Annotated in this window: 19 protein-coding genes and 2 tRNA genes; 9 read left to right on the top strand and 12 right to left on the bottom strand. The window is 58.6% G+C overall.

The window, feature by feature from the left end:
• The first annotated feature begins 343 nt into the window (after positions 1-343).
• The 6 genes from pcnB to ACQUQP_RS03805 all read left to right on the top strand — a co-directional run bounded on the left by pcnB (position 344) and on the right by ACQUQP_RS03805 (position 7,691).
• Positions 344-1,822: a polynucleotide adenylyltransferase PcnB gene (gene pcnB, locus ACQUQP_RS03830; RefSeq protein ID WP_432697491.1), complete on the top strand. Its 1,479-nt coding sequence runs from the start codon at positions 344-346 to the stop codon at positions 1,820-1,822.
• Positions 1,815-2,306, top strand: a complete 492-nt coding sequence (gene folK / locus ACQUQP_RS03825; RefSeq protein WP_432697490.1) for a 2-amino-4-hydroxy-6-hydroxymethyldihydropteridine diphosphokinase — start codon at positions 1,815-1,817, stop codon at positions 2,304-2,306. Before pcnB ends, folK begins: the two co-directional genes overlap by 8 nt.
• A gap of 46 nt (positions 2,307-2,352) precedes the next feature.
• Entirely contained in the window at positions 2,353-3,147 is a 795-nt protein-coding gene (panB, locus tag ACQUQP_RS03820; RefSeq protein WP_432697489.1) for a 3-methyl-2-oxobutanoate hydroxymethyltransferase, read from the top strand.
• Position 3,148: 1 nt separating this feature from the next.
• Positions 3,149-3,997, top strand: coding sequence for a pantoate--beta-alanine ligase (gene panC, locus ACQUQP_RS03815; RefSeq protein ID WP_432697488.1), 849 nt, complete (start codon positions 3,149-3,151; stop codon positions 3,995-3,997).
• A gap of 240 nt (positions 3,998-4,237) precedes the next feature.
• Positions 4,238-5,419: an acetyl-CoA C-acetyltransferase gene (locus ACQUQP_RS03810; protein WP_432697487.1), complete on the top strand. Its 1,182-nt coding sequence runs from the start codon at positions 4,238-4,240 to the stop codon at positions 5,417-5,419.
• 118 nt (positions 5,420-5,537) lie between these two features.
• A complete protein-coding gene (locus ACQUQP_RS03805) occupies positions 5,538-7,691 on the top strand; it encodes a DUF6351 family protein (protein ID WP_432697486.1) in 2,154 nt (717 codons plus the stop codon).
• Between the two features lie 11 nt (positions 7,692-7,702).
• Here ACQUQP_RS03805 and ACQUQP_RS03800 read toward each other — a convergent pair whose 3' ends face one another.
• Complete coding sequence (locus tag ACQUQP_RS03800; RefSeq protein ID WP_432697485.1) at positions 7,703-8,536, bottom strand: 6-carboxytetrahydropterin synthase; 834 nt, start codon at positions 8,534-8,536, stop codon at positions 7,703-7,705.
• Positions 8,537-8,648: 112 nt separating this feature from the next.
• Here ACQUQP_RS03800 and rsuA point away from each other — a divergent pair, with 112 nt between their 5' ends.
• From rsuA to ACQUQP_RS03785, 3 genes are all read left to right on the top strand, one after another.
• A complete protein-coding gene (rsuA, locus tag ACQUQP_RS03795; protein WP_432697484.1) occupies positions 8,649-9,338 on the top strand; it encodes a 16S rRNA pseudouridine(516) synthase RsuA in 690 nt (229 codons plus the stop codon).
• 2 nt (positions 9,339-9,340) lie between these two features.
• Positions 9,341-10,393 carry a methyltransferase gene (locus ACQUQP_RS03790; protein WP_432697483.1) on the top strand — a complete coding sequence of 351 codons (1,053 nt, stop codon included), beginning with the start codon at positions 9,341-9,343 and terminating at the stop codon, positions 10,391-10,393.
• Positions 10,394-10,458: 65 nt separating this feature from the next.
• On the top strand, positions 10,459-11,136 hold the full coding sequence (locus tag ACQUQP_RS03785) for a YciC family protein (protein ID WP_432697482.1): 678 nt from the start codon (positions 10,459-10,461) through the stop codon (positions 11,134-11,136).
• Positions 11,137-11,242: 106 nt separating this feature from the next.
• On the opposite strand, the gene pnp is transcribed toward ACQUQP_RS03785, so the two are convergent.
• From pnp to tpiA, 11 genes are all read right to left on the bottom strand, one after another.
• Positions 11,243-13,342 carry a polyribonucleotide nucleotidyltransferase gene (gene pnp, locus ACQUQP_RS03780; protein WP_432697481.1) on the bottom strand — a complete coding sequence of 700 codons (2,100 nt, stop codon included), beginning with the start codon at positions 13,340-13,342 and terminating at the stop codon, positions 11,243-11,245.
• Between the two features lie 237 nt (positions 13,343-13,579).
• Positions 13,580-13,849 (bottom strand): 30S ribosomal protein S15, encoded by a 270-nt coding sequence (gene rpsO, locus ACQUQP_RS03775; RefSeq protein ID WP_432697480.1) that lies wholly within the window; start codon positions 13,847-13,849, stop codon positions 13,580-13,582.
• 114 nt (positions 13,850-13,963) lie between these two features.
• The gene (truB, locus tag ACQUQP_RS03770) at positions 13,964-14,920 is read right to left on the bottom strand and encodes a tRNA pseudouridine(55) synthase TruB (RefSeq protein ID WP_432697479.1); all 957 of its coding nucleotides are present in this window, start codon (positions 14,918-14,920) and stop codon (positions 13,964-13,966) included.
• A gap of 3 nt (positions 14,921-14,923) precedes the next feature.
• Positions 14,924-15,325, bottom strand: a complete 402-nt coding sequence (gene rbfA, locus ACQUQP_RS03765; protein ID WP_432697478.1) for a 30S ribosome-binding factor RbfA — start codon at positions 15,323-15,325, stop codon at positions 14,924-14,926.
• A gap of 33 nt (positions 15,326-15,358) precedes the next feature.
• Positions 15,359-17,908, bottom strand: coding sequence for a translation initiation factor IF-2 (gene infB, locus ACQUQP_RS03760; RefSeq protein ID WP_432697477.1), 2,550 nt, complete (start codon positions 17,906-17,908; stop codon positions 15,359-15,361).
• 24 nt (positions 17,909-17,932) lie between these two features.
• Positions 17,933-19,423, bottom strand: coding sequence for a transcription termination factor NusA (gene nusA, locus ACQUQP_RS03755; protein ID WP_432697476.1), 1,491 nt, complete (start codon positions 19,421-19,423; stop codon positions 17,933-17,935).
• 33 nt (positions 19,424-19,456) lie between these two features.
• Positions 19,457-19,912, bottom strand: a complete 456-nt coding sequence (gene rimP, locus ACQUQP_RS03750; RefSeq protein ID WP_432697475.1) for a ribosome maturation factor RimP — start codon at positions 19,910-19,912, stop codon at positions 19,457-19,459.
• A 212-nt stretch (positions 19,913-20,124) separates the two neighbouring features.
• A tRNA-Met gene (locus tag ACQUQP_RS03745) sits at positions 20,125-20,201 on the bottom strand.
• Between the two features lie 48 nt (positions 20,202-20,249).
• Positions 20,250-20,335 (bottom strand) — tRNA-Leu (locus tag ACQUQP_RS03740).
• Positions 20,336-20,353: 18 nt separating this feature from the next.
• A complete protein-coding gene (secG, locus tag ACQUQP_RS03735) occupies positions 20,354-20,728 on the bottom strand; it encodes a preprotein translocase subunit SecG (RefSeq protein WP_432697474.1) in 375 nt (124 codons plus the stop codon).
• A gap of 13 nt (positions 20,729-20,741) precedes the next feature.
• Entirely contained in the window at positions 20,742-21,506 is a 765-nt protein-coding gene (gene tpiA, locus ACQUQP_RS03730; protein WP_432697473.1) for a triose-phosphate isomerase, read from the bottom strand.
• Position 21,507 lies beyond the last annotated feature (1 nt).

The raw sequence follows: 21,507 nt of genomic DNA, 5'->3' as shown, positions 1-21,507 counted from the left end.
TTCGACAGCAATAAAAATAAAAACAGTCGTTCCAGAATGGTTACCCGCCTCGAATAAAAATAAAAATGAGGCTTGGCTGGTCACAGAGACGAGCGCCAGGTACGCATACACGGTAATAAAAATAACAACCCGTACATGCAGCCAAGAGCGTTACGCTTTGTGATCAGCACCCCCCACATCTCCCCAGCTTCAATCCGTATCACTCCTACGCACCAAACCAACTTAGCTCTATCATCCGCGAACCAGCTTTAATACGTCAGCCTCGGGCTACAGATACCCCCCCTTAAATGCTATGATGCGGCACCTTTGATTTTATCTTGATCTATACAGCGACCCTGCACTGATGCTCACTTCGTTTCTGATTCTGTTGCTGGTAGTGGCCATACCGCTGCTGGGTTTTATCTACGTGCAATACACGATTGCGCGCGCACCCGCCTCCGCACCCGACAAAGCCGGGCAACCGACGCAGACCTCTGCTGCTGGAGGGGGGGTAAGCCAGGAGGAACTACCTCTGGGTAAACGCCAGACCATCGCCGAGTCGGAACACCGTATCCCGCGGCAGAAACTCGACGACAACGCCATGAAGGTGGTCTACCGACTACTCGACGAGGGTTACGAGGCCTACCTGGTGGGCGGCTGCATCCGCGACCTGCTGCTCAATAAGAGTCCTAAGGATTTCGACGTCGCAACCTCCGCCCACCCTGAACAGGGGGAGGAGCTGTTCCGCCGCTCGCGTCTGATTGGCCGCCGTTTCAAACTGCTGCACGTACGCTTCGGCCGCGAGCTGATCGAGGTCGCCACTTTCCGCGCAGGCCATGACAGCGAGGAGAACAACGGCGAACATGGCCGCCAGGCCGAGTCCGGCATGATCCTCAGGGATAACGTCTACGGCAACATCGAAGAGGATGCCCTGCGCCGTGACTTCACCATCAACGCGCTTTACTACAGCGTGGCGGATCACAGCATTCTCGACTTCGCCAACGGCTACCGGGATATCAAGAATCGTCAGATCCGCATGATCGGCGACCCGGAAACCCGCTACCGCGAAGATCCTGTACGCATGCTGCGTGCTGCCCGCTTTGCCGCCAAGCTCGGCTTCGAAATCGAACCCGGCACCGCCGAACCGATCCACAAGCTCGGCCCCATGCTGACCCGCATCGCACCGGCACGCCTGTTCGACGAAGCGCTGAAACTGCTGCAGAGTGGACATGGTGAAGCCTCCCTGCGCCAGCTGAAGCGCTTTGACCTGTTCCGGACCCTGTTCCCGCAGACCGACGCGATGCTCGATTCCGAAGAGTATCCGGTAGAAACTCTGGTGGAGAACGCCCTCAGCAACACCGATCGCCGCCTGGCCCAGGGCAAGAGTGTGACACCGGCGTTCCTGTTTGCCGCCCTGCTCTGGTACCCGATGCAGCGCCGCCTGGCAGAACTGCTGGATGAGCGTGACCAGCCCGCCCTGCAGTGTCTGCACCAGGCAGCCAACGAGGTGCTGGGCGAACAGGTCCGCTCCACCGCCATCCCGCGTCGCTTCTCTACGCCGGTGCGCGAGATCTGGGAACTGCAGCAGCGCTTGCCACGCAAACGTCGCGCAGACCAGCTGGTTACCCACCCCCGCTTCCGTGCCGCCTACGACCTGCTGCTGCTGCGTGAGACCAGCGGTGAAGACCTGGGAGGCCTCAGCCAGTGGTGGACCGATTACCAGAACGCCGATGAAAACCAGCGCACTCAGCTGCAACAGAAACCCGCTGGCAGCGAGGGAGAAAGCGCACCTCGCAAGCGCCGTCGTCGCCGCAAACCTCGCAAGCCGCAAAGCGATGACTGAGACTATCCGCTGCTACATAGGCCTGGGCAGCAATTTGAACGATCCCCAGGCACAGGTCAGAGAGGCATTGGAGCAGCTGGCTGCCCTGGCGGATTGCGAGCTGGTGGCCGCCTCCTCCCTGTACCGTTCCGATCCGGTCGGCCCCCAGGACCAGCCCGACTTCATCAACGCCGTCGCTGAGCTGCACACCACCCTGGATGCCGAGACTCTGCTGGACCAGCTGCAGGCGCTTGAGCAGTCGCATCACCGGGTGCGGGAGCGCTACTGGGGACCGCGCACTCTGGACCTGGACATCCTTCTGTATGGCAACGAGCAGATCGACACCGAGCGTCTGTGCGTGCCCCATCGTTTCATGCGTGAGCGCGGTTTCGTGCTCTGGCCCCTTGCCGAGATCGCCCCGGAGCTGATTCTGCCGGACGGTACCGCACTGTCAGCACTCTTAGCCCTTTGCCCCATGGGCACTCTCGAGCAGATACAGCTATAATCCGCCCTTCGCGACGCTAACAGACAACAAAAGGTCGAGATGCGCTATGAGTAACATCACCCTGCACACCCTGACCGCACGCAAGAATGCGGGCGAGAAGTTCGCCGTGCTGACCGCCTACGATGCCACCTTTGCGCATCAGGTCAGCGCTGCCGGCATCGAAATGATTCTGGTCGGCGACTCACTGGGAATGGTTCTTCAGGGGCGGGACAGCACCTTGCCGGTTACACTCGAGGAGATGACCTACCACACCCGGGCGGTCTCCAGCGGCAACCAGGGCGCCATGATCATGGCTGACCTGCCGTTCATGAGTTATGCAACGCCGGAACAGGCGATGCAGAGCGGTGCCGAGCTGATGCGCGCCGGTGCCCACATTCTCAAGCTCGAAGGCGGTCGCTGGCTCTGTGAGACCACCAGTCTGCTGGCAGAGCGTGGCGTCCCGGTCTGTGCTCACCTCGGCCTGACGCCCCAGACAGTCAACAAGCTCGGCGGTTACCGGGTTCAGGGACGCACACGAGAGTCCGCTCTGGAAATGATTGAAGACGCCCGCAAGCTGGAAGAAGCCGGCGCCAGTATGCTGCTGCTCGAATGCGTTCCGTCCGTGCTGGCCCAGGAAATCACACTGAACGCCGGCATTCCCGTGATCGGCATCGGTGCCGGTCCGCATACCGACGCCCAGGTGCTGGTGATGCATGACATGCTTGGCATCACACCGGGCCGTAAAGCCCGATTCGTGAAAAATTTCCTTGCCGAAAGCGAGAGCATCCAGGATGCGTTCAAACGCTACGCAGAACAAGTAAGAAACGGGGAGTTCCCCGCCAGCGAACACGGATTCGAGTAAAATGCAGACAGTCAGTACCGTCAAAGAGCTGCGTGAGCGCCTGCGTACAGAACGCGCCGAAGGCAAACGCATCGCCCTGGTGCCCACGATGGGCAATCTGCATCAGGGGCACCTGCGCCTGGTGGAAAAGGCCGTAGCCAACGCCGATTTTGTCGTTGCCTCCATCTTCGTTAACCCCCTGCAGTTCGGTCCGCAGGAGGACCTGGAGCGCTACCCGCGCACCCTGGCACAGGACCAGGCACAGTTGCGCGCCTTCGGTTGCGATCTGCTGTTTGCCCCGTCAGAGCAGGAGATTTATCCCCAGGGCCGCGATGGGCAGACCTTCGTTGAGGTCCCCGCTATCTCCGATCTTTACTGCGGCGCCACCCGGCCCGGACATTTCCGCGGCGTGACCACCATCGTCAACAAGCTGTTTAACCTGATTCAGCCCGATGTCGCTGTTTTTGGCCGCAAGGACTACCAGCAGCTGCATGTGATCACCCGGATGGTGGAAGACCTGTCGATGCCGGTGCAGCTGATTGGCGTCGGCACAGAGCGCGCCGAGAACGGGCTGGCACTGAGCTCTCGCAACGGTTACCTCACCGATGCAGAGCTGGCGGTTGCACCGCGGCTCTATGCCACCATATCCGACATGGCCAGCACGCTGAAAAGCGGCGGACAGAGCCATGCAAACCTGATAGAAAAAGCCCAGCAGTCGCTGGAGCGGGCCGGATTTCTGCGCGATTACATCCACATCCTGCGCCGTTCAGACATGCTGACCGCCGGACCTGAAGACCGCAACCTGGTCATCATCGCTGCCGCCTACCTGGGTGCGGCACGCCTTATCGACAATATTGAAGTCGACCTCTGAGCACACTCGGCCTCCCCACCCGGGGAGGCCTCTCTGCGCGATAATCTCAACGCCCCTAGCTTGACAGTTCGCTGAGCCTTACCTCAGTATCGGAGAGGTCCGGTCCGTTACCTTTTCCCTGTAAACGGACCGCTCGTGGCTCCATCCTGCAGCTCATGCAATCATGCGGTCATCTGGCACAGCTAGCATTGATCGCTGGATATAGAACTAAAATAGAACGACACAGAGAGGCACACACCTATGCGCGACGTTGTTATCGTGGCCGCCGGCCGCACGGCTGTTGGCACCTTCAATGGTTCACTGGCATCCGTCAAGGCATCTGACCTGGGCGCCACCGTAATCAAGGGTTTGCTGGAAAAAACAGGTATCGCCCCTACTGCGATCGATGAAGTAATTCTCGGCCAGGTACTGACCGCCGGTTGCGGCCAGAACCCCGCCCGCCAGTCCAGCCTCAATGCTGGTCTGAGCCAGGAAACACCCGCCCTGACAATCAACAAGGTCTGCGGCTCCGGCCTCAAGGCTTTGCAGCTCGCCACCCAGGCGATCCGCTGCGGTGATGCCGACGTGATCATCGCCGGCGGCCAGGAAAACATGTCCCAGTCTCCGCACCTGCTGCCGAACTCCCGTAACGGCGCCCGCATGGGTGACTGGAAGATGATCGACTCGATGATCACCGACGGCCTGTGGGACGCGTTCAACAACTACCACATGGGTATCACCACCGAGAACATTGTCGAGAAATACGGCTTCACCCGCGAAGAGCAGGACGCCTTTGCTACTGCCTCCCAGAACAAGGCGGAAGCAGCGGTAACCTCCGGCCGCTTCAAGGACGAGATCATCCCGGTCAGCATTCCGCAGCGCAAAGGCGACCCGGTTGTCTTCGATACCGATGAACAGCCGCGCTTTGGCTGCACCGCAGAAGCACTGGGCAAACTGCGCCCGGCCTTCAAAAAAGACGGCACCGTCACTGCCGGTAACAGCTCAACCATCAACGATGGCGCCGCAGCGGTAATCCTCTGCTCCGCAGAAAAAGCTGCAGAACTGGGTCTGCCGGTACTGGCCCGCATCAAGGGCTACGCATCTGCCGGTGTTGATCCGGCGATCATGGGTACAGGTCCGATCTGTGCGACCACCAAGGCGCTTGAGAAAGCGGAATGGTCCATTGACGATCTGGAACTGGTCGAAGCCAACGAGGCGTTCGCGGCACAGGCGATGTCTGTGAACAAGGACCTGGGCTGGAACACCGATATCGTTAACGTAAATGGTGGCGCCATCGCCCTGGGTCACCCGATCGGCGCGTCCGGCTGCCGTATCCTCGTCTCCCTGGTGCACGAGATGATCAAGCGCGACGCCAAGAAAGGTCTCGCCACTCTCTGCATCGGCGGCGGCATGGGCACAGCCCTGGCGATCGAGCGCGACTGATCGCTCTTAACCGCTAAACCTTGCAACAGGGCAGCTCTCGGGCTGCCCTGTCTGTTTTTCTGCGCGGCAATTTTCGCATCACCTACAATGGAAAGTAGATGCCATTCAGGGAGATGCGATGAAATTTCTCCGCGCGCTTATTCTCTGCGTCATTGCGCTGCTGACTCTGTCGGCACTCTGGCTGTTCCTGCACCAGGAAAACGCGCAACTGGAGCGCTACGGTGACCGACCGGTCGTTCAGGCCATGCCACCGTCCCCCTCGACAGCCGCACGCCCCTATGCGTCGACTCATCCCTCCCGCTGGACACGTCCCGATGACCCCTTTGAATACCCGATTCCCATTGGCGCCGTCGGCCCCCATGAACCGCTTTACAGCAGCCCCTTAGGCTATCCCTTTGCCTGCGATGGCGACGCTTCCGGCTATGGCCAGCCCCGCATCGATAACCGGCAGGGCTGGGGTATACCTGTCTATGCTGCGGATAATCCTGAGTCCCGGGAACCCGCCGGATACAGCAAGGATTGCCTCTACCCCACCCGGGTCGACTACCTCTATAACCGCCAGGGTACCGACCGCTTCTATCCGCTCAGCGAAGCCAACGGCGATATCGCCCAGCTGAGTATCGGTGGGGCAACGCTGGATTTCATCGTTCGCGTCGAAACCGGCACGATTAACCGTTTCTTCTACAGCATCACCGCGCTGCGTGGCCCGGAGGACCAACCGGAACAACCCGACATGCGCTACTGGAACGGGGATCTGATTTATCAGTTTAAGGGCGGCGTGGGGATCGGCCATCGCCAGGGACGGCTAAAGCCCCACGACGTGGCAAACAGGCGTCTGGAGCAGCTACGCCAGGGCTACGCGATCGCCAGCTCCAGCGGTAACCAGACCTCCTACCACTACGATCTGCTGCGGGCTGAAGAAACCGCACTGAGGGTCAAACGCCAGTTCAGCGCGCGCTATGGCGAACCCCGCTTCACCCTCGGTATTGGCGGCTCGGGCGGCGCTATTCAGCAATACCTGATCGGCCAGAACGGCAGCGGTGTGCTCGATGCCGGCGTTGCCCTGTACGCCTATCCCGACATGCTGACGCAAACGATCCACATCTTCGACTGCGAGCTGCTGGAGTATTATTTCGACCAGCTCGCTCCGGAAGTCTGGCCCTGGCCGAAGCGCTCTCTGATAGAGGGGCTTAATGCCCTCAATGGCATCGAGCCGGAATATGGCTGGACCTATGAACTGGCCCAGCTGATCCATGGCCGCGTACCACCCAGGCCTAAGGGCAGCAGTGAATGCGTCAATGGCTGGCGCGGACTGACATCGCTGGTGAACAACCCCAGCTTCGTGCATTTCGCGCCTCGCTTTTCAGAGACACTGCAGCAGCAGGTGCACTGGACCTACTGGGAGGACCTGCGCCATATTTTCGGCAGCCGCGCCGACGGCTATGCCCGCCAGACCTGGGATAACGTCGGTGTTCAGTATGGCCTGCGCGCACTGCGTAGTGGCGAGATCAGCCCGACCACCTTTCTGCATCTGAATGCCAGTATCGGTGGCTGGAAAGCCCCCGGTGAGATGCAGCCTGAGCATTTCTGGCGGGTCAACGGTAGTCGCCTGATCGATTTCAGCCCCTGGGGCCAACAGAACATGAACCTGTCACCGGACGGTGGCCTGACGCCAGCCAAGCGAACGGAAGCAGACCCGGGGGCCATCGACGCGGCGTTTCGTTCGGGCCAGGTTTTCACTGGCCAACTTGATATCCCCATCGTCGACCTGCGCCACTATCTCGAGCCGGAACTGGACATGCATCACCTGAGCGCCTCGTTCAGCACCCGTCTGCGGCTGCAGTCAGCGGGACGCGCCGACAACCAGCTGATCTGGGTAACCGAAAAACCACACTCCCCCATCGCTGAGGCCCTGGCCCTGCTGACCCAGTGGCTGGAACAGGGACAGCGTCCGCGGCAGGCCAGCGACCGCTGCTATAACCGCGATGGCAGCCTGATCGCCTCTGGCCCCGATGTCTGGAACGGGCAATGGAACGGGCGTGAAAATGGCCTCTGCAGCCAGCGTTATCCCAGTTTCGGCACCTCGCGCAGTCAGGCGGGCGAAGGATTGCGTGGCGACCTGTTCAAGTGCCAGCGCATTCCGGTGGACAGGGCATTGGCAACAGGCGTTTACTCACCCATCGATATGCAGCCCTATCGTCAGCGGCTGCAACAGATCTTTGCCGATGGGGTGTGTGATTACAGCCGCCCCGGGGTGGAGCGGCCCGATTAGACCGGATAGCCTCAGGCTGTGGCGATTGCGCCCTTGCCGATTCCCTCAAAGGCCCGCACCTCGATCGCATCCTGCGGATAGGCCGCCTTGATCTGCCCCGCCAGATGCTGGGCGATCTGCTCTACCGTGGATTCGGTATCGATGTCGTAGCAGCAGCGTGCGGGCAGACTGAGCTCGAAATGTCCCTGGGGGGCATCATACACATAGTGATGGGTGTCACCGCCGGCTTTCAGATGTGCCCGGGTGCCGATATAGATATCGCGAAACGTCTCTGCCCACCGGGCTTCCAGAGCGCTGTCACGGGCGCCGTTACGCAGCACCTGAATCCTTGAGCGGTGACCGTGGGCGATGCGCTGACAGTTACCCTCGTGCTGCTGCAGGCCATGACTGTAGTGGTAGTAAGCGCCTTCGATAACCTCCGGCACAAACTCCAGCTGCACCCCTTTTACCTGCTCGGGGAAAAGCGCCAGCAGCTGCTCACGGCACCAGAGTGCCAGCGCTTCAGGCGTAATCGTTTCACCGGGCACCAGGGTGATCGCCCCGGCGGGAGAACTGCAGTGCAGCTGCCCACCCTCCGGATAGGTCCAGGTGATTGCTGTGCGCTCTTGTGTTTGCTCGGACTCAAGCCCCGCCATCTCGCGGGCAACCACGAGACAGTGGTCCAGATGTGCATCCAGCCACTGCTTGACCCGTTTTTTGACCACACCGAAGTCGCAGATCATCCCCTGGTTATCCAGCGATCCGTCGAGTATCAGGTTGGCCGCCCAGGATTCACCCAGCAGACCGCGCTGGGCATCAAGGTAGGAAAAGTCGACATGGGTCAGGTTTTCAACAAACAGCTTCACGATGGGCCTCACAGAATTAGCAGGCCGGTATTTTAACCTATCAATCCGGTCAGGATCTAAGAAAGCTTCACTCTCTTGTTATACTAGGCGTTTTTCAAACTGCCGGATCCCTATGCGACTCGATAAATACCTGGCCAAGTCCACCGGACTCTCCCGCAAGGAGGTGAAACGCCTGCTCCATGCCGACGAAGTGCGCGTCAATGGTGAACCGGAACGCAATCCGGCGCGGCATGTTCAGGACGGCGACGAGGTAACCCTCGACGACAGGCCGATGGAGCGTCCCGAACCCCGTTACCTGATGATGAACAAGCCGGACGGCGTGGTCTGTGCCAACGACGACCCCACGCATCCGACCGTACTGGCCCTGCTTGAGCTGCCAAGAGCGGAAGAGATGACCATTGCCGGTCGCCTGGATATCGATGCCACCGGACTGGTGCTGATCACCGATGATGGCAAATGGGCCCACCGCGTCACATCGCCGCGCCACAAGACCCACAAGGTGTACCTGGTCACCACGGCCGACCCGATCCCGCCGGAGGCTGTGGATAAGTTCGCCAAAGGACTCAAGCTCGACAGCGAGCGCTTCCCCACCAAACCGGCGGAGTTGACGCTGCTGAGTGAAACCCGGGCCCGCGTGGTTATCCACGAAGGCCGCTATCACCAGGTGAAGCGGATGTTTGCAGCCCTCGGTAACCGGGTGGTCGAACTGCACCGGGAGAGTATCGGTGCCATCGTCCTGGATGAGGACCTGTTCCCCGGTGAATACCGCCCCCTTAGCGAAGACGAGATCAATAGCATCTGACCATGGCCGATACCGCGCTCAATCTGCTCGTTGAAGAGCTACGCCAACCGGATGGGCGGCGCCTGTGGATTGTTGATGAGAACATTCCGCCGCAACTCCTCCCGCCACAGCCCAATACCCAGGTGATCGGTAACCGTTTCGACCTGATCAGGGCGATGCGGCAACAGGGCTGGAATGCCGAACTGTCTGACTTTGATCTCAGCCAGTGGCCGGCAAGCAGCCTGGAAAAGCTAATCTACCGGGTTTCAAAGGAAAAGGCGGTAGTGCACCACCTGATCAACGAAGCCGCCCGGGTACTGCGCCCCGACGGCGAGCTGATCCTGATCGGGGACAAGGGCGAAGGGATAAAGACTTACGCGCGCAAGGCGCAGCAGCGTCTCGGCGGCAGCAAAGAGGAGCAGAAACAGGGCAGTGTCTGGCGCGTCACTGTTAGCCTGGGAGAGGCAGACAGCGCCCTCCTGGACGACCAGGATTATCCGCTGCTACGTGACTTTCAGCCCGCTGACGCAGAGCTCTATCTGACCAAGCCCGGGCTGTTCGGCTGGAACAAGATCGATCGCGGCAGCGCATTCCTGGTGGAAAACCTGGCGGCAATGACAGGCCAGGCGCTGCCGCTTGAGGGACGGATTCTGGATCTTGGCTGCGGTTTCGGCTACCTGGCTCTGAACGCCTGTGCAACCTCTGCAGCGCTCACCTGCACCGACAACAACGCGGCGGCGCTTATCGCCTGCCGCGCCAACCTGAATGCGCGTCAGTTTACACAGGCCGAGGTCATCGCCAGCGACGCCGGCGACAGCCTGGAGGGGACCTTCGATATCATTCTGTGCAATCCGCCGTTCCACGCCGGATTTGGTGTCGAAGGTGATCTGACCGACCGTTTTCTACGCCAGGCACGTCGATTACTCGACAGCAACGGAACCGCCTGCTTCGTGGTGAATCAACATATTCCGCTGGAACGTAAAGCCAGGGGTTTGTTTGCGCGTATTCACTGCCACGCAGATAATGGTCACTTCAAACTGGTACAACTAAAGGAACCTGTGAACAAGCCACAATGAGCACCTGGCTTGGAGCTTATTTACAGATTCCCAAACCGCTTTAGGACTTCTTAACCGGGAGAGTTATGGCCTTCGATTACTTGCGTCAGACGCTATTTTTCTTTCGTCAGCATCTTCTGACGCTGGCAGCCATTCAGCTGCCTTTTCTACTGCTGCTTGCACTGCTCAACTATGCGCTTATCGGCAATCTGGTTGATACCGGCGACCCGGAAATCCAGATGAATGCAGCGCTGGCCTCGCTGGCCCGCCTGGTGTTCCTGCCCTTCTACCTGGGCGGCACAATCATCTATCTGCAATCGGTGATTGATAACCAGCCGGTTCATCCGTTGACCGCAATACTGAGCGCCGCGGGCAGCTGGGGACGTCTGTTGCTGACCTATATTCTCAACGCTATAGCGATCTCGGTGGGCTTTATGCTGCTGATTGTGCCCGGTGTCTATGTCGGCGTCCGCTTTGCCGTCGCCGATTACGCCTGTGTCCTGGAGCGCAAAGGCCCCATCGAAGCGCTGCGCGGCAGCTGGAACGGCACCTCCGAGCACTTCTGGCTGCTGCTGCAGGGTCTTGCGCTGCTGATGGGCCTGCTGTTCCTGACCAATGTTCTGATCAGCCAGGCGTTTGGCGCCCAGCCGCTGCTGAGCACCCTGTTCAGCGTGATCATCGACTTCCTTGGCGTGCTGGTGACCATCTACGGCTTCCGCATCTACTGCGTGATCCGCGAAGAGCAGCGAAACGGCGAAATATAGGGGCCAACCGCCCAGGCAGATCACTGCCACCACACCGACCGATAAATTAATCTCAGATACGAAAAAGCCCTCACTAGGAGGGCTTTCTTATGTCCGAGGATCAGTCTTAGTTGGAGACTGACTCGTCCTCTTCCATGTCCTTCATGGAAAGCTTGATACGGCCACGAACGTCCACGTCCAGTACCTTCACTTTAACCACGTCGTCCATGTTCACATAGTCGGTGACCTTGTTGACGCGCTCTTTGGCGATCTGGGAGATGTGAACCAGACCATCTTTGCCCGGCAGGATGTTAACAAACGCACCGAAGTCTTCGATACGGACAACCTTGCCTTCATAGATCTTGCCAACTTCCGCTTCAGCGGTGATCGCCATAACGCGATCGTAGGCAGCCTTGCCCTTGGCCTTGTCGTCAGCGTAGATGCGTACGGTGCCGTCATCTTCGATGTCGATCATGGCGCCGGTTTCTTCGGTCAGCGCACGGATGGTGGCGCCGCCCTTACCGATCAGGTCACGGATCTTCTCCGGATTGATCTTAACCAGCTGCATTGCAGGAGCGTTATCCGGCAGTTCCGGACGTGCGTAACCGATAACCAGAGCCATCTCTTTGAGGATGTGCTTACGGGCTTCGTGCGCCTGCTCCAGGGCGATCTCCATGATCTCTTCGGTGATACCGGTGATCTTGATATCCATCTGCAGGGCGGTAACGCCCGCTTCGGTACCGGCTACCTTGAAGTCCATGTCGCCGAGGTGATCTTCATCACCAAGGATGTCGGTCAGAACGGCAAAACGATCATTCTCTTTCACCAGACCCATGGCGATACCGGCAACCGGCGCCTTCAGCGGAACACCCGCGTCCATCATCGACAGGGAAGCGCCACAGACAGAAGCCATGGAGCTGGAACCGTTGGATTCGGTGATCTCGGACACGATGCGGATGGTGTACGGGAACTCTTCCTGGGTCGGCAGTACGGCAGCAACACCGCGACGTGCCAGACGACCGTGACCGATCTCACGACGGCCTGCGCCACCCATACGGCCAGCTTCACCTACGGAGTACGGAGGGAAGTTGTAGTGCAGCATGAACGGATCTTTACGCTCGCCTTCCAGGGCGTCGATGATCTGCTGATCGCGGCTGGTACCCAGGGTACAGGTAGCGATCGCCTGAGTTTCACCACGGGTGAACAGGGCAGAACCGTGAACGCCCTTGAGCAGATCGATCTCGACGTTGATCGGACGAACAGTCTTGGTGTCACGACCGTCGATACGCGGCTGACCGTCGATGATACGGTTACGTACGATCTCTTTTTCCAGTGAGCTGAAGATACCGGCCACTTCTTTGCTGCTCGGACCTTCTTCGCCGGACAGGGCTTCAACTACCTGGCCGCGCAGGTCGCTCAGCGCGTTCTGACGCTGCATCTTGTCAGCCACCTGGTAGGCCGCTTCGATACCGGCAGCAGCCTGCTCGCGAACCTGGGCGATCAGTGCTTCGTTCTTCTCAGCCGGGGCCCATTCCCACTTCGGCTTGCCAGCTTCGGCAACCAGCTCGTTGATCGCGTTGACGACAACCTGCATCTCCTGGTGCGCGAACAGAACGGCACCCAGCATCTCGTCTTCGGTCAGTTCCTGGGCTTCGGATTCAACCATCAGCACCGCGTCAGACGTACCGGCAACAACCATGTCCAGTTCGGAACCAGCCAGCTCTTCGAAGGTCGGGTTGAGGATGTAGCCTTCAGCTTCGGTAAAGCCGACACGGGCGCCACCGATCGGGCCGAGGAACGGCAGACCGGAGATAGCTAGAGCAGCGGAGGTACCGATCATCGCAGCGATATCCGGATCGTTGACCTTGTCCGCGGACATGACGGTACAAACGACCTGGACTTCGTTCATGAAGCCTTTCGGGAACAGCGGACGGATCGGACGGTCGATCAGACGTGAGGTCAGCGTTTCCTTCTCGGAAGGACGCGCTTCACGCTTGAAGAAACCACCGGGGATACGGCCGACGGAGTAGTATTTTTCCTGGTAATGCACGGACAGAGGGAAGAAGTCCTGACCCTCTTTCATCGTTTTTGCACCGACAACGGTACAAAGAACCTGAACACCACCCATGGTAACCATGACCGCACCGGTCGCCTGACGGGCAACTTTGCCGGTTTCCAGGGTTACTGTGTGCTTGCCATACTGGAAAGTCTTGGTAGTCGCTTGCACGGTTTACTCCTAAGTTATTGTTGAGGAGGGCAACCGCAGGTGATCAATCATGCCATCTTTGAAGCCTGTACTCAGTTGTACACCCCTGGTTTAAAACGCCAAGGATAAACAATTGAGTACGGGCTTGATGATTGAGCTCACTGCCTGGTCTGCCCTTTTTTGCAGCGCTGCCGGCACAGAGACCGAACAGCAGATAAAACGAAGGCCATACAGATGTATGGCCTTCGAGTTTTGCTCTTAGCGACGCAGACCCAGACGCCCGATCAGCTCGAGGTAGCGGTCAGCATCTTTCTTCTTCAGGTAGTCCAGCAGCTTACGACGCTGGTTAACCATCCGAATCAGACCACGACGGGAGTGGTGGTCCTGCTTGTGAGACTTGAAGTGATCCTGCAGGCCAGCGATGTTGGCGGTCAGCAGTGCAACCTGCACTTCCGGAGAACCGGTATCGCCTTCGCCACGGCCGTAATCAGCAACGATCTGTGCTTTCTGTTCAACGCTCAGAGACATATTCAGCTCCTTAAAAATATGCACACGGCGAATGTTTCGCCGCTGGTTCAAAGACGCGCTGCACCGAGCATATTTTCAGTACAGCGTCGATAACTCCGGCAACCGGAGAAATACTTATTCGGTATCCGGTGCGGTACTCATCAGCCGCTTTGGCTTGAGAATACCGGTATCCGCTACCTCGCCCACACCGATAAAGGTTTCGGTGCCGGCAATAAACAGTCGGACCTCGCCGCGCTGCTCGAAATAATCCGCGCAGCCCTGTCCGCATTGCAGCCTTTTCGCCTGGGTTTCGCTCAGCTCAAGAGCCGGCAAAGAGGCGATGGCTGTCCAGGGCGGCAATAATAACTGATCGAGACGCCCTTGTATGCATTCGGGATCATCTGCTGCGTGCTTTTCCACCAATGCCTGCAGCTGATCCAGCGGCATCATCATCGACTCCCGGTAGGGGCCGGTTTCCAGGCGACGCAACACGCTTACATGGGCACCGCAACCGAGCATCAGACCGAGGTCTTCAACGATGCTGCGAATGTAGGTTCCCTTGGAGCAGTAAACCTCCAGGTCCAGCTCATCCTCGCGCAGATCAAGCAGCTTGATCTCGTGGATCCTAACCCGGCGGGGCTTGACCTCCACCTCTATGCCCTGGCGCGCCAGTTTATAGAGCGGCTGCCCCTTATGCTTGAGCGCCGAATACATCGACGGCACCTGCTCGATTTCGCCACTGAAGTGTTCCACCAGCAGCGTCTCGATCTGCTCCCGCGAGAGATTGTCCGGCACCGGCTTGGTCTCGATCACGGCACCGTCGGCATCGCTACTGTCGGTACGTACACCGAGTTTCGCCGTGGTGCGGTAACGCTTGTCCGATTCCAGCAGATACTGGGAGAACTTGGTCGCCTCGCCCAGGCAGATCGGCAGCATACCGGTCGCCAGCGGGTCCAGCGCCCCGGTATGCCCCGCCTTGGCGGCGCCATAAATCCGCTTCACCCGCTGCAGCACCGCGTTGGATGACAGACCACCGGGCTTATCAAGCAAAAAAACGCCGTCGATGCGGCGTCCTTTTGGTTTGCGCGCCATGCCTTACTCCTCGTTATCCGATTCGGGCTTGCGCGCGTTCTCCTTGCGATAGGCATCTTCGATCAGGCTGTGCAGACGACGACCACGCTCGATGCTTTCATCGAAATGAAAGCGGAGCTCGGGCATCACGCGCAGCTTGATACCGCGTGCCAGTTGAGCGCGCAGGAATCCGGCGGCGTTGCGCAGTACCTTCAAAGAGGCTGCGATCGCTTCCACCTCATCCTGATCGCCCAGCGCCAGAACGGTGATATAAATATCGGCATAGCTCAGGTCCTTGCTGACCTTCGCATGGCTGATGGTGACCATACCCAGGCGCGGATCCTTGATCTCGCGCTGGATCAGGACGGCCAGATCACGCTGGATCTGGTCGCCCACCCGGTCGGTGCGTTTGAACTCTCTTGCCATAGGGCTTTCTGTTCTACCTCTGGTAATAGAGTCTTACAGGCTGCGCTGTACTTCGACGGTGTCGTAGACTTCGATCTGGTCGCCGACCTTGACGTCATTGTAGTTCTTGACGCCGATACCGCACTCCATGCCCTGACGTACTTCCTGGACAGCGTCCTTGAAGCGGCGCAGAGACTCCAGCTCACCCTCGTAAATTACCACGTTGTCACGCAGTACGCGGATGCGCTTGTTACGGAAGACGGTACCTTCGGTGACCATACAGCCAGCGATCGCACCCAGCTTCGGCGAACGGAACACGTCACGGACTTCGGCAACACCCACGATCTCTTCGCGATACTCCGGCGACAGCAGACCTGTCATCGCCTGTTTCACATCGTCGATGATGTCGTAGATAACGCTGTAGTAGCGCAGTTCCAGCTCTTCACGTTCAACGATGGCGCGTGCCTGTGCATCCGCACGGACGTTGAAGCCGATCAGGATCGCGGACGATGCCAGCGCCAGGTTGGCGTCGGTTTCACCGATACCGCCCACACCGCTGGATACGATAGTGACCTTGACCTCGTCGGTGGAGAGCTCCTGCAGCGACTGGTTCAGCGCTTCCAGTGAACCGCGAACGTCGGCCTTGAGGACGATGTTCAGGCTCTTCACTTCGCCGGCCTGCATGTTGTCGAACAGGTTTTCCAGCTTGGCTTTCTGCTGACGCGCCAGTTTCACTTCGCGGAACTTGCCCTGACGGAACAGAGCGACTTCACGGGCTTTCTTCTCGCTGGACACCACGGTGAACTCGTCACCGGCATCCGGCGTACCGTCCAGACCCAGAATCTCAACCGGGATAGACGGACCAGCGCTATCGGTCTGCTTGCCAGACTCATCGAGCATGGCACGGACACGGCCGTAGTGCAGACCAGCCAGTACGATATCACCCTTGTTCAGGGTACCGTTCTGTACCAGCACGGTGGAAACCGGACCACGTCCCTTGTCGAGACGGGATTCCACGACGACACCCTGAGCCGGTGCATCGGCGACTGCCTTGAGCTCGAGGACCTCTGCCTGCAGCAGAACCTTGTCGAGCAGGTCATCGATACCTTCACCGGACTTGGCCGATACGTGTGCAAACTGCACATCGCCGCCCCAGTCCTCGGAGATAACGTCACGCTGAGCCAGCTCACCGCGTACGCGCTCCGGATCTGCTTCCGGCTTGTCGATCTTGTTGACCGCAACCACCAGCGGCACACCGGCCGCCTTGGCGTGCTGAATCGCTTCCTCGGTCTGCGGCATGACACCATCGTCAGCAGCGACTACCAGGATAACGATATCGGTCAGCTGGGCACCACGGGCACGCATGGCGGTAAACGCTGCGTGTCCGGGAGTATCCAGGAAGGTGACCATGCCGTTCTCGGTTTCCACGTGGTAGGCACCGATATGCTGGGTAATACCACCGGATTCGCCGGCCGCCACTCGGGTGCGACGGATATGGTCGAGCAGGGAGGTCTTACCGTGGTCGACGTGACCCATAACAGTCACCACCGGTGCACGGGGCAATTCATCGCCCTGAACCGACTCGAGGCTTTCGATCAGCTCGTCCTCGATGGCGTTCTCCTGCATCGGCTTGGCCACATGACCCATCTCTTCAACGACAAGAATTGCCGTATCCTGATCGATCACCTGGTTGATGGTTGCCATGGCACCCATCTTGAACATCACCTTGATCAGTTCCGCCGCTTTCACGGACATCTTCTTCGCCAGATCGGCGACAGTGATGCTCTCGGGAATGCTCACTTCATGGACCACAGGTGCTGTCGGCTTCTCGAAGCCGTGCTGATTCGGCTGAGTGCGACCGCGAGCCGCACCACGCTTGCCACCTTTGCCACCCTTGCCGCGACGTGCACCGCGGTTGTCGTCATCAAAGCGACCTTTGCCGCGACGCGGCTGCTCGTCCTTGTTGAAGGACTTGGCTTTCTTGTCCTTACGACGCGGATTGTCATCATGCTTGGGCGGTGCAGGCGGAGCCTCTGCCGCAGCAGCAGCCTTGGGCGCCTCTTTTACCGGCTCCGACTTAGGCGCTTCAGCCTGTTTAGGAGCGTCTGCCTGTGCAGTCTCAGCGACAGCAGCGGTCTGTTTTTCCGCTGCCTGCGGGGCCTCGGTGGTATCTGGCTTGGCTGCTTCAGCGACCGGTACTTCGACCGCCGCTTCTACTTCAGTTTTCTCAGCGGCAGCAGGCGCTGCTGCGACCGGTGCTTCAGTGACCGCCTCTTCCGGCGCGCTCTCTTCCAGTTCAGTCCGTTTGACGTAGGTGCGCTTCTTGCGTACCTCGATGTTCACGGTCTTGCGTTTGCCGGACGCACCGGACACTTTCAGCTGTGAGGTGGTCTTGCGCTTAAGAGTGATCTTTTTCGGCTCCCCAGCCTCGGCATCTTCGCCGTGGCTGCGCTTCAGGTAGGCCAGCAGTGTCTGGCGCTCATTTTCAGATACAACCGATCCATCTTTCTTGTTATCGATGCCCGCTTCCTGCATCTGCTTCAGCAAACGCTCAACGGATACACCAACCACATCGGCAAGCTGCTTAACTGTTACTTCTGCCATAAATGGGTTCTCCTCCCCGTTGGGTTACTGTTGCTCTGCGAACCAGGGGGCGCGCGCAGTCATAATCAATTCTGCCGCTTTGGCTTCATCCAGCCCCTCGATATCGAGCAGATCCTCAACGCCCTGTTCCGCCAGGTCTTCCATCGTAATGATGCCTTTAGCCGCAAACAGGTACGCCAGATGTTTCTCCATCCCATCCATGTTCAGCAGATCTTCTGCCGGGTCCGCATCACCGAGCTGCTCTTCGCTGGCAATTGCCAGGTTGAGCAGCGCGTCTTTAGCGCGAGTCCGCAGTGCCTCTACGATGTCCTCGTCAAAACCTTCGATTTCAAGCATTTCGTCGACAGGGACATAAGCCACCTCTTCCAGTGAGGTAAAGCCTTCTTCAACCAGAATCTCGGCCAGTTCTTCATCCGCATCGAGGTGCTTCATGAACAGTTCGAGAATTGAGCCGATTTCGGACTGTTGCTTGGCGGCTGCGTCCTCTTCGCTCATCACGTTCAGTTCCCAGCCGGTGAGCTCCGATGCCAGGCGCACGTTCTGGCCGCTGCGGCCGATCGCCATGGCGAGCGCTTCTTCGGCTACCGCAACATCCATGGCATGCGAATCTTCATCGATAACGATGGATGCCACTTCGGCCGGTGCCATGGCGTTGATCACCAACTGAGCCGGGTTATCGTCCCAGAGCACGATATCGACGCGCTCACCGCCCAGTTCATTGGAAACTGCCTGGACTCGGGAGCCGCGCATACCAACGCAGGCGCCGATCGGATCGATACGGCCGTCGTTGGTTTTAACAGCGATCTTTGCACGGGCACCGGGATCACGGGCTGCTGCACGGATCTCGATAACCTCTTCGGAGATTTCCGGTACTTCAATACGGAACAGCTCGATCAGCATCTCCGGCGAGGTACGGCTCAGGATCAGCTGAGGACCACGACCTTCGGCACGCACTTCCTGCAGTACGGCACGAACACGGTCACCCATACGGAAGCTTTCACGCGGAATCAGCTGTTCACGCGGCAACAGCGCTTCAGCGTTGTTACCCAGATCCACGATAATGTTGTCGCGTGTCACTTTTTTGACGGTACCGGCGATCAGTTCGCCCTGACGGTCACGGTAGAGCTCAACAACCTTGGCGCGCTCGGCTTCGCGCACTTTCTGCACGATAACCTGTTTAGCGGTCTGGGCAGCGATGCGGCCAAACTTGACCGATTCGACCTTCTCTTCCCAGGTATCACCCGGCTGGAGTTTCGGATCGATCTCGTGAGCCTCTTCCAGCGTCAGCTCGGTGCCGAGCGCCGGTACTTCGTCGTTGCTGACTACGAGCCAGCTGCGGAAAGTTTCGTAATCACCGGTCACACGGTCGATTACCACGCGGATATCCGCTTCTTCGTCGTAGCGTTTCTTGGTAGCCGTTGCCAGCGCCACTTCGATCGCCTCGAAAATGACAGCCTTGGAAACGTCTTTCTCATTAGAAACAGCTTCTGCAACCAGTAGAATCTCTTTGTTCATACCACTGCCTCGCCCAAATACATCAAACCGCTGTTAAACCTGGGGCACCACGTTGGCCCGATCGATATAGTCGACAGGCAACAGGTACTCTTCGTTGTCGACGATCAACAGCACCTCGTCGCCCTCAACCCCGTTAAGAAGTCCTTTAAAGTTGCGCCGTCCCTCGAACGGAACGCGCAGCTTGATCTGCACCCTGTGGCCTCTGTAAGCCTCAAACTGCTTTAATGTGTAGAGAGGGCGATCCATCCCCGGGGATGACACCTCGAGTGTATAGTGCTCGGCAATCGGATCTTCAACATCCAGAATGCCGCTTACCTGGTGACTCACACGCGCGCAATCATCGACATTGACCCCATCGGGCCCGTCTATATAGATCCGCAACAGACTATTCTGGCCTGCGGAATTATACTCCAGACCCCACAACTCAAGGCCCAGACCGACCACCGCCGGCTCAACCAATTCCTGCAGATGCTTCAGCTTCGCTGACACTGACAACCCCACCTTGACGGACACCTGAAACAAAAAATGGGTCACTAACGGACCCATTTCTGACGAGGCACCAACGCCTTGAATTACCTACGAAAAAGCCCCTTAAAAGGGGCTCATCGAGAGTTCCTTTGGCAGCAAGGATTCAGTTAACGATGAACCCTTACCCCATAAATAAAGAGATCGCGTCTAAAAACAGCCTATCTCTTCGAACGTGGTAGCGGGGGCTGGATTTGAACCAACGACCTTCGGGTTATGAGCCCGACGAGCTACCAGACTGCTCCACCCCGCATCAGAAACAGGTTGCGAATTATACTAGCTACCTGCTTGTTTTACAACTTGGTGCCCAAGGCCGGACTCGAACCGGCACGTCCGTAGGACACTACCCCCTCAAGATAGCGTGTCTACCAATTCCACCACTTGGGCTAAACTTTTCCTGCGCTCTTACTGCTGACCCGCTGTCGGAACATCGGAATCAGCCGGTACTGAGCTTTCTTCCAGCGCCGGCAGTTCTGGCTGAGCCGGCGTTTCGGCAGCAGATTCAATCACTTCTGCCGAAGGAATGCCAGCATCATTTACACTGCCGGCTTTTTCTTTGGCGTAAACCGCCAAAGCAAAACTCGTTACGAACAGTCCAGCTGCAAGCACCGCGGTCACGCGACCGAGAAAACTGCTTGTACCCTGGCTGCCAAAGACGGTCTGCGAGGCGCCACCACCAAAGGATGCACCTGCTTCAGCGCCTTTACCCTGCTGCAGCAGAACCAGCGTAATAATCGCCGCTGCCAACAACACATGCACTATCAGAACCAGTGATTCCATCGTCTCAACCGTCTTAGCGAGCGCCTGCCGCCTGGCAGATCGCTACAAAATCATTAGCTTTCAGCGAAGCACCACCGATCAGACCACCGTCGATATCTGCCTGAGCGAACAGCTCTGCCGCGTTCTTGGCATTGCAGCTACCGCCGTACAGGATCCGAACCTTTGCGGCCAACTCGGCTTCGACCTTGGCCAGCTCGCTGCGAAGGTGCGCATGAACTTCCTGCGCCTGCTCCGGAGTCGCGGTTCGGCCGGTGCCGATCGCCCAGACCGGCTCATAAGCGATTACCAGTCGAGCCATCTGCTCTTCGCCAAGGCCTTCGGTCGCTATGCGAAACTGCTCTGCTACAACTTCCAGGGCATCGCCACTGTCACGTTGCTCCAGCGATTCGCCAAGGCAAAGCACCGGTGTCAGATCAGCTGCCAGCGCAGCCTTAACTTTCGCCGCCACCCGTTCGTCAGTATCACCGAACATGGAACGGCGCTCGGAATGACCGATCAGAACAGCGTTACAGCCTGCGTCGACCAGCATTCCCGATGACAGCTCACCCGTGAAGGCACCATCACCGAATTCGCAAAGATTCTGAGCTCCGACCCCAATTTTATCACCCGCCAGGCCTTTAACCTGGTGAATAAAGATCGACGGCGGAAACACCATCACATCGACCGAATCAGAATCAACCTGAGCATCAAGCCCTGCCAGGACCTGGGTAACCAGCTCGCTGTTTGCTTCAGCGCGCCCGTTCATCTTCCAGTTTCCAGCTACCAGCGCTTTGCGCATC

Origin of the sequence: Marinobacterium sp. YM272, assembly GCF_050908845.1 — a bacterium.
GTDB lineage: Bacteria > Pseudomonadota > Gammaproteobacteria > Pseudomonadales > Balneatricaceae > Marinobacterium_D.
The sequence above is the reverse complement of the archived record's forward strand: the minus strand, read 5'-3'. Positions and strand labels throughout refer to the sequence as shown.

Excerpts from the sequence above, each read along its gene's own strand:
- truB (WP_432697479.1), bottom strand. The coding sequence starts at position 14,920 with ATGGCGCGCAAACCAAAAGGACGCCGCATCGACGGCGTTTTTTTGCTT.
- panC (WP_432697488.1), top strand. The coding sequence starts at position 3,149 with ATGCAGACAGTCAGTACCGTCAAAGAGCTGCGTGAGCGCCTGCGTACA.
- rbfA (WP_432697478.1), bottom strand. The coding sequence starts at position 15,325 with ATGGCAAGAGAGTTCAAACGCACCGACCGGGTGGGCGACCAGATCCAG.
- pcnB (WP_432697491.1), top strand. The coding sequence starts at position 344 with ATGCTCACTTCGTTTCTGATTCTGTTGCTGGTAGTGGCCATACCGCTG.
- folK (WP_432697490.1), top strand. The coding sequence starts at position 1,815 with ATGACTGAGACTATCCGCTGCTACATAGGCCTGGGCAGCAATTTGAAC.
- ACQUQP_RS03785 (WP_432697482.1), top strand. The coding sequence starts at position 10,459 with ATGGCCTTCGATTACTTGCGTCAGACGCTATTTTTCTTTCGTCAGCAT.
- tpiA (WP_432697473.1), bottom strand. The coding sequence starts at position 21,506 with ATGCGCAAAGCGCTGGTAGCTGGAAACTGGAAGATGAACGGGCGCGCT.
- infB (WP_432697477.1), bottom strand. The coding sequence starts at position 17,908 with ATGGCAGAAGTAACAGTTAAGCAGCTTGCCGATGTGGTTGGTGTATCC.
- ACQUQP_RS03810 (WP_432697487.1), top strand. The coding sequence starts at position 4,238 with ATGCGCGACGTTGTTATCGTGGCCGCCGGCCGCACGGCTGTTGGCACC.
- secG (WP_432697474.1), bottom strand. The coding sequence starts at position 20,728 with ATGGAATCACTGGTTCTGATAGTGCATGTGTTGTTGGCAGCGGCGATT.
- rsuA (WP_432697484.1), top strand. The coding sequence starts at position 8,649 with ATGCGACTCGATAAATACCTGGCCAAGTCCACCGGACTCTCCCGCAAG.
- panB (WP_432697489.1), top strand. The coding sequence starts at position 2,353 with ATGAGTAACATCACCCTGCACACCCTGACCGCACGCAAGAATGCGGGC.
- ACQUQP_RS03790 (WP_432697483.1), top strand. The coding sequence starts at position 9,341 with ATGGCCGATACCGCGCTCAATCTGCTCGTTGAAGAGCTACGCCAACCG.
- rpsO (WP_432697480.1), bottom strand. The coding sequence starts at position 13,849 with ATGTCTCTGAGCGTTGAACAGAAAGCACAGATCGTTGCTGATTACGGC.
- ACQUQP_RS03805 (WP_432697486.1), top strand. The coding sequence starts at position 5,538 with ATGAAATTTCTCCGCGCGCTTATTCTCTGCGTCATTGCGCTGCTGACT.
- nusA (WP_432697476.1), bottom strand. The coding sequence starts at position 19,423 with ATGAACAAAGAGATTCTACTGGTTGCAGAAGCTGTTTCTAATGAGAAA.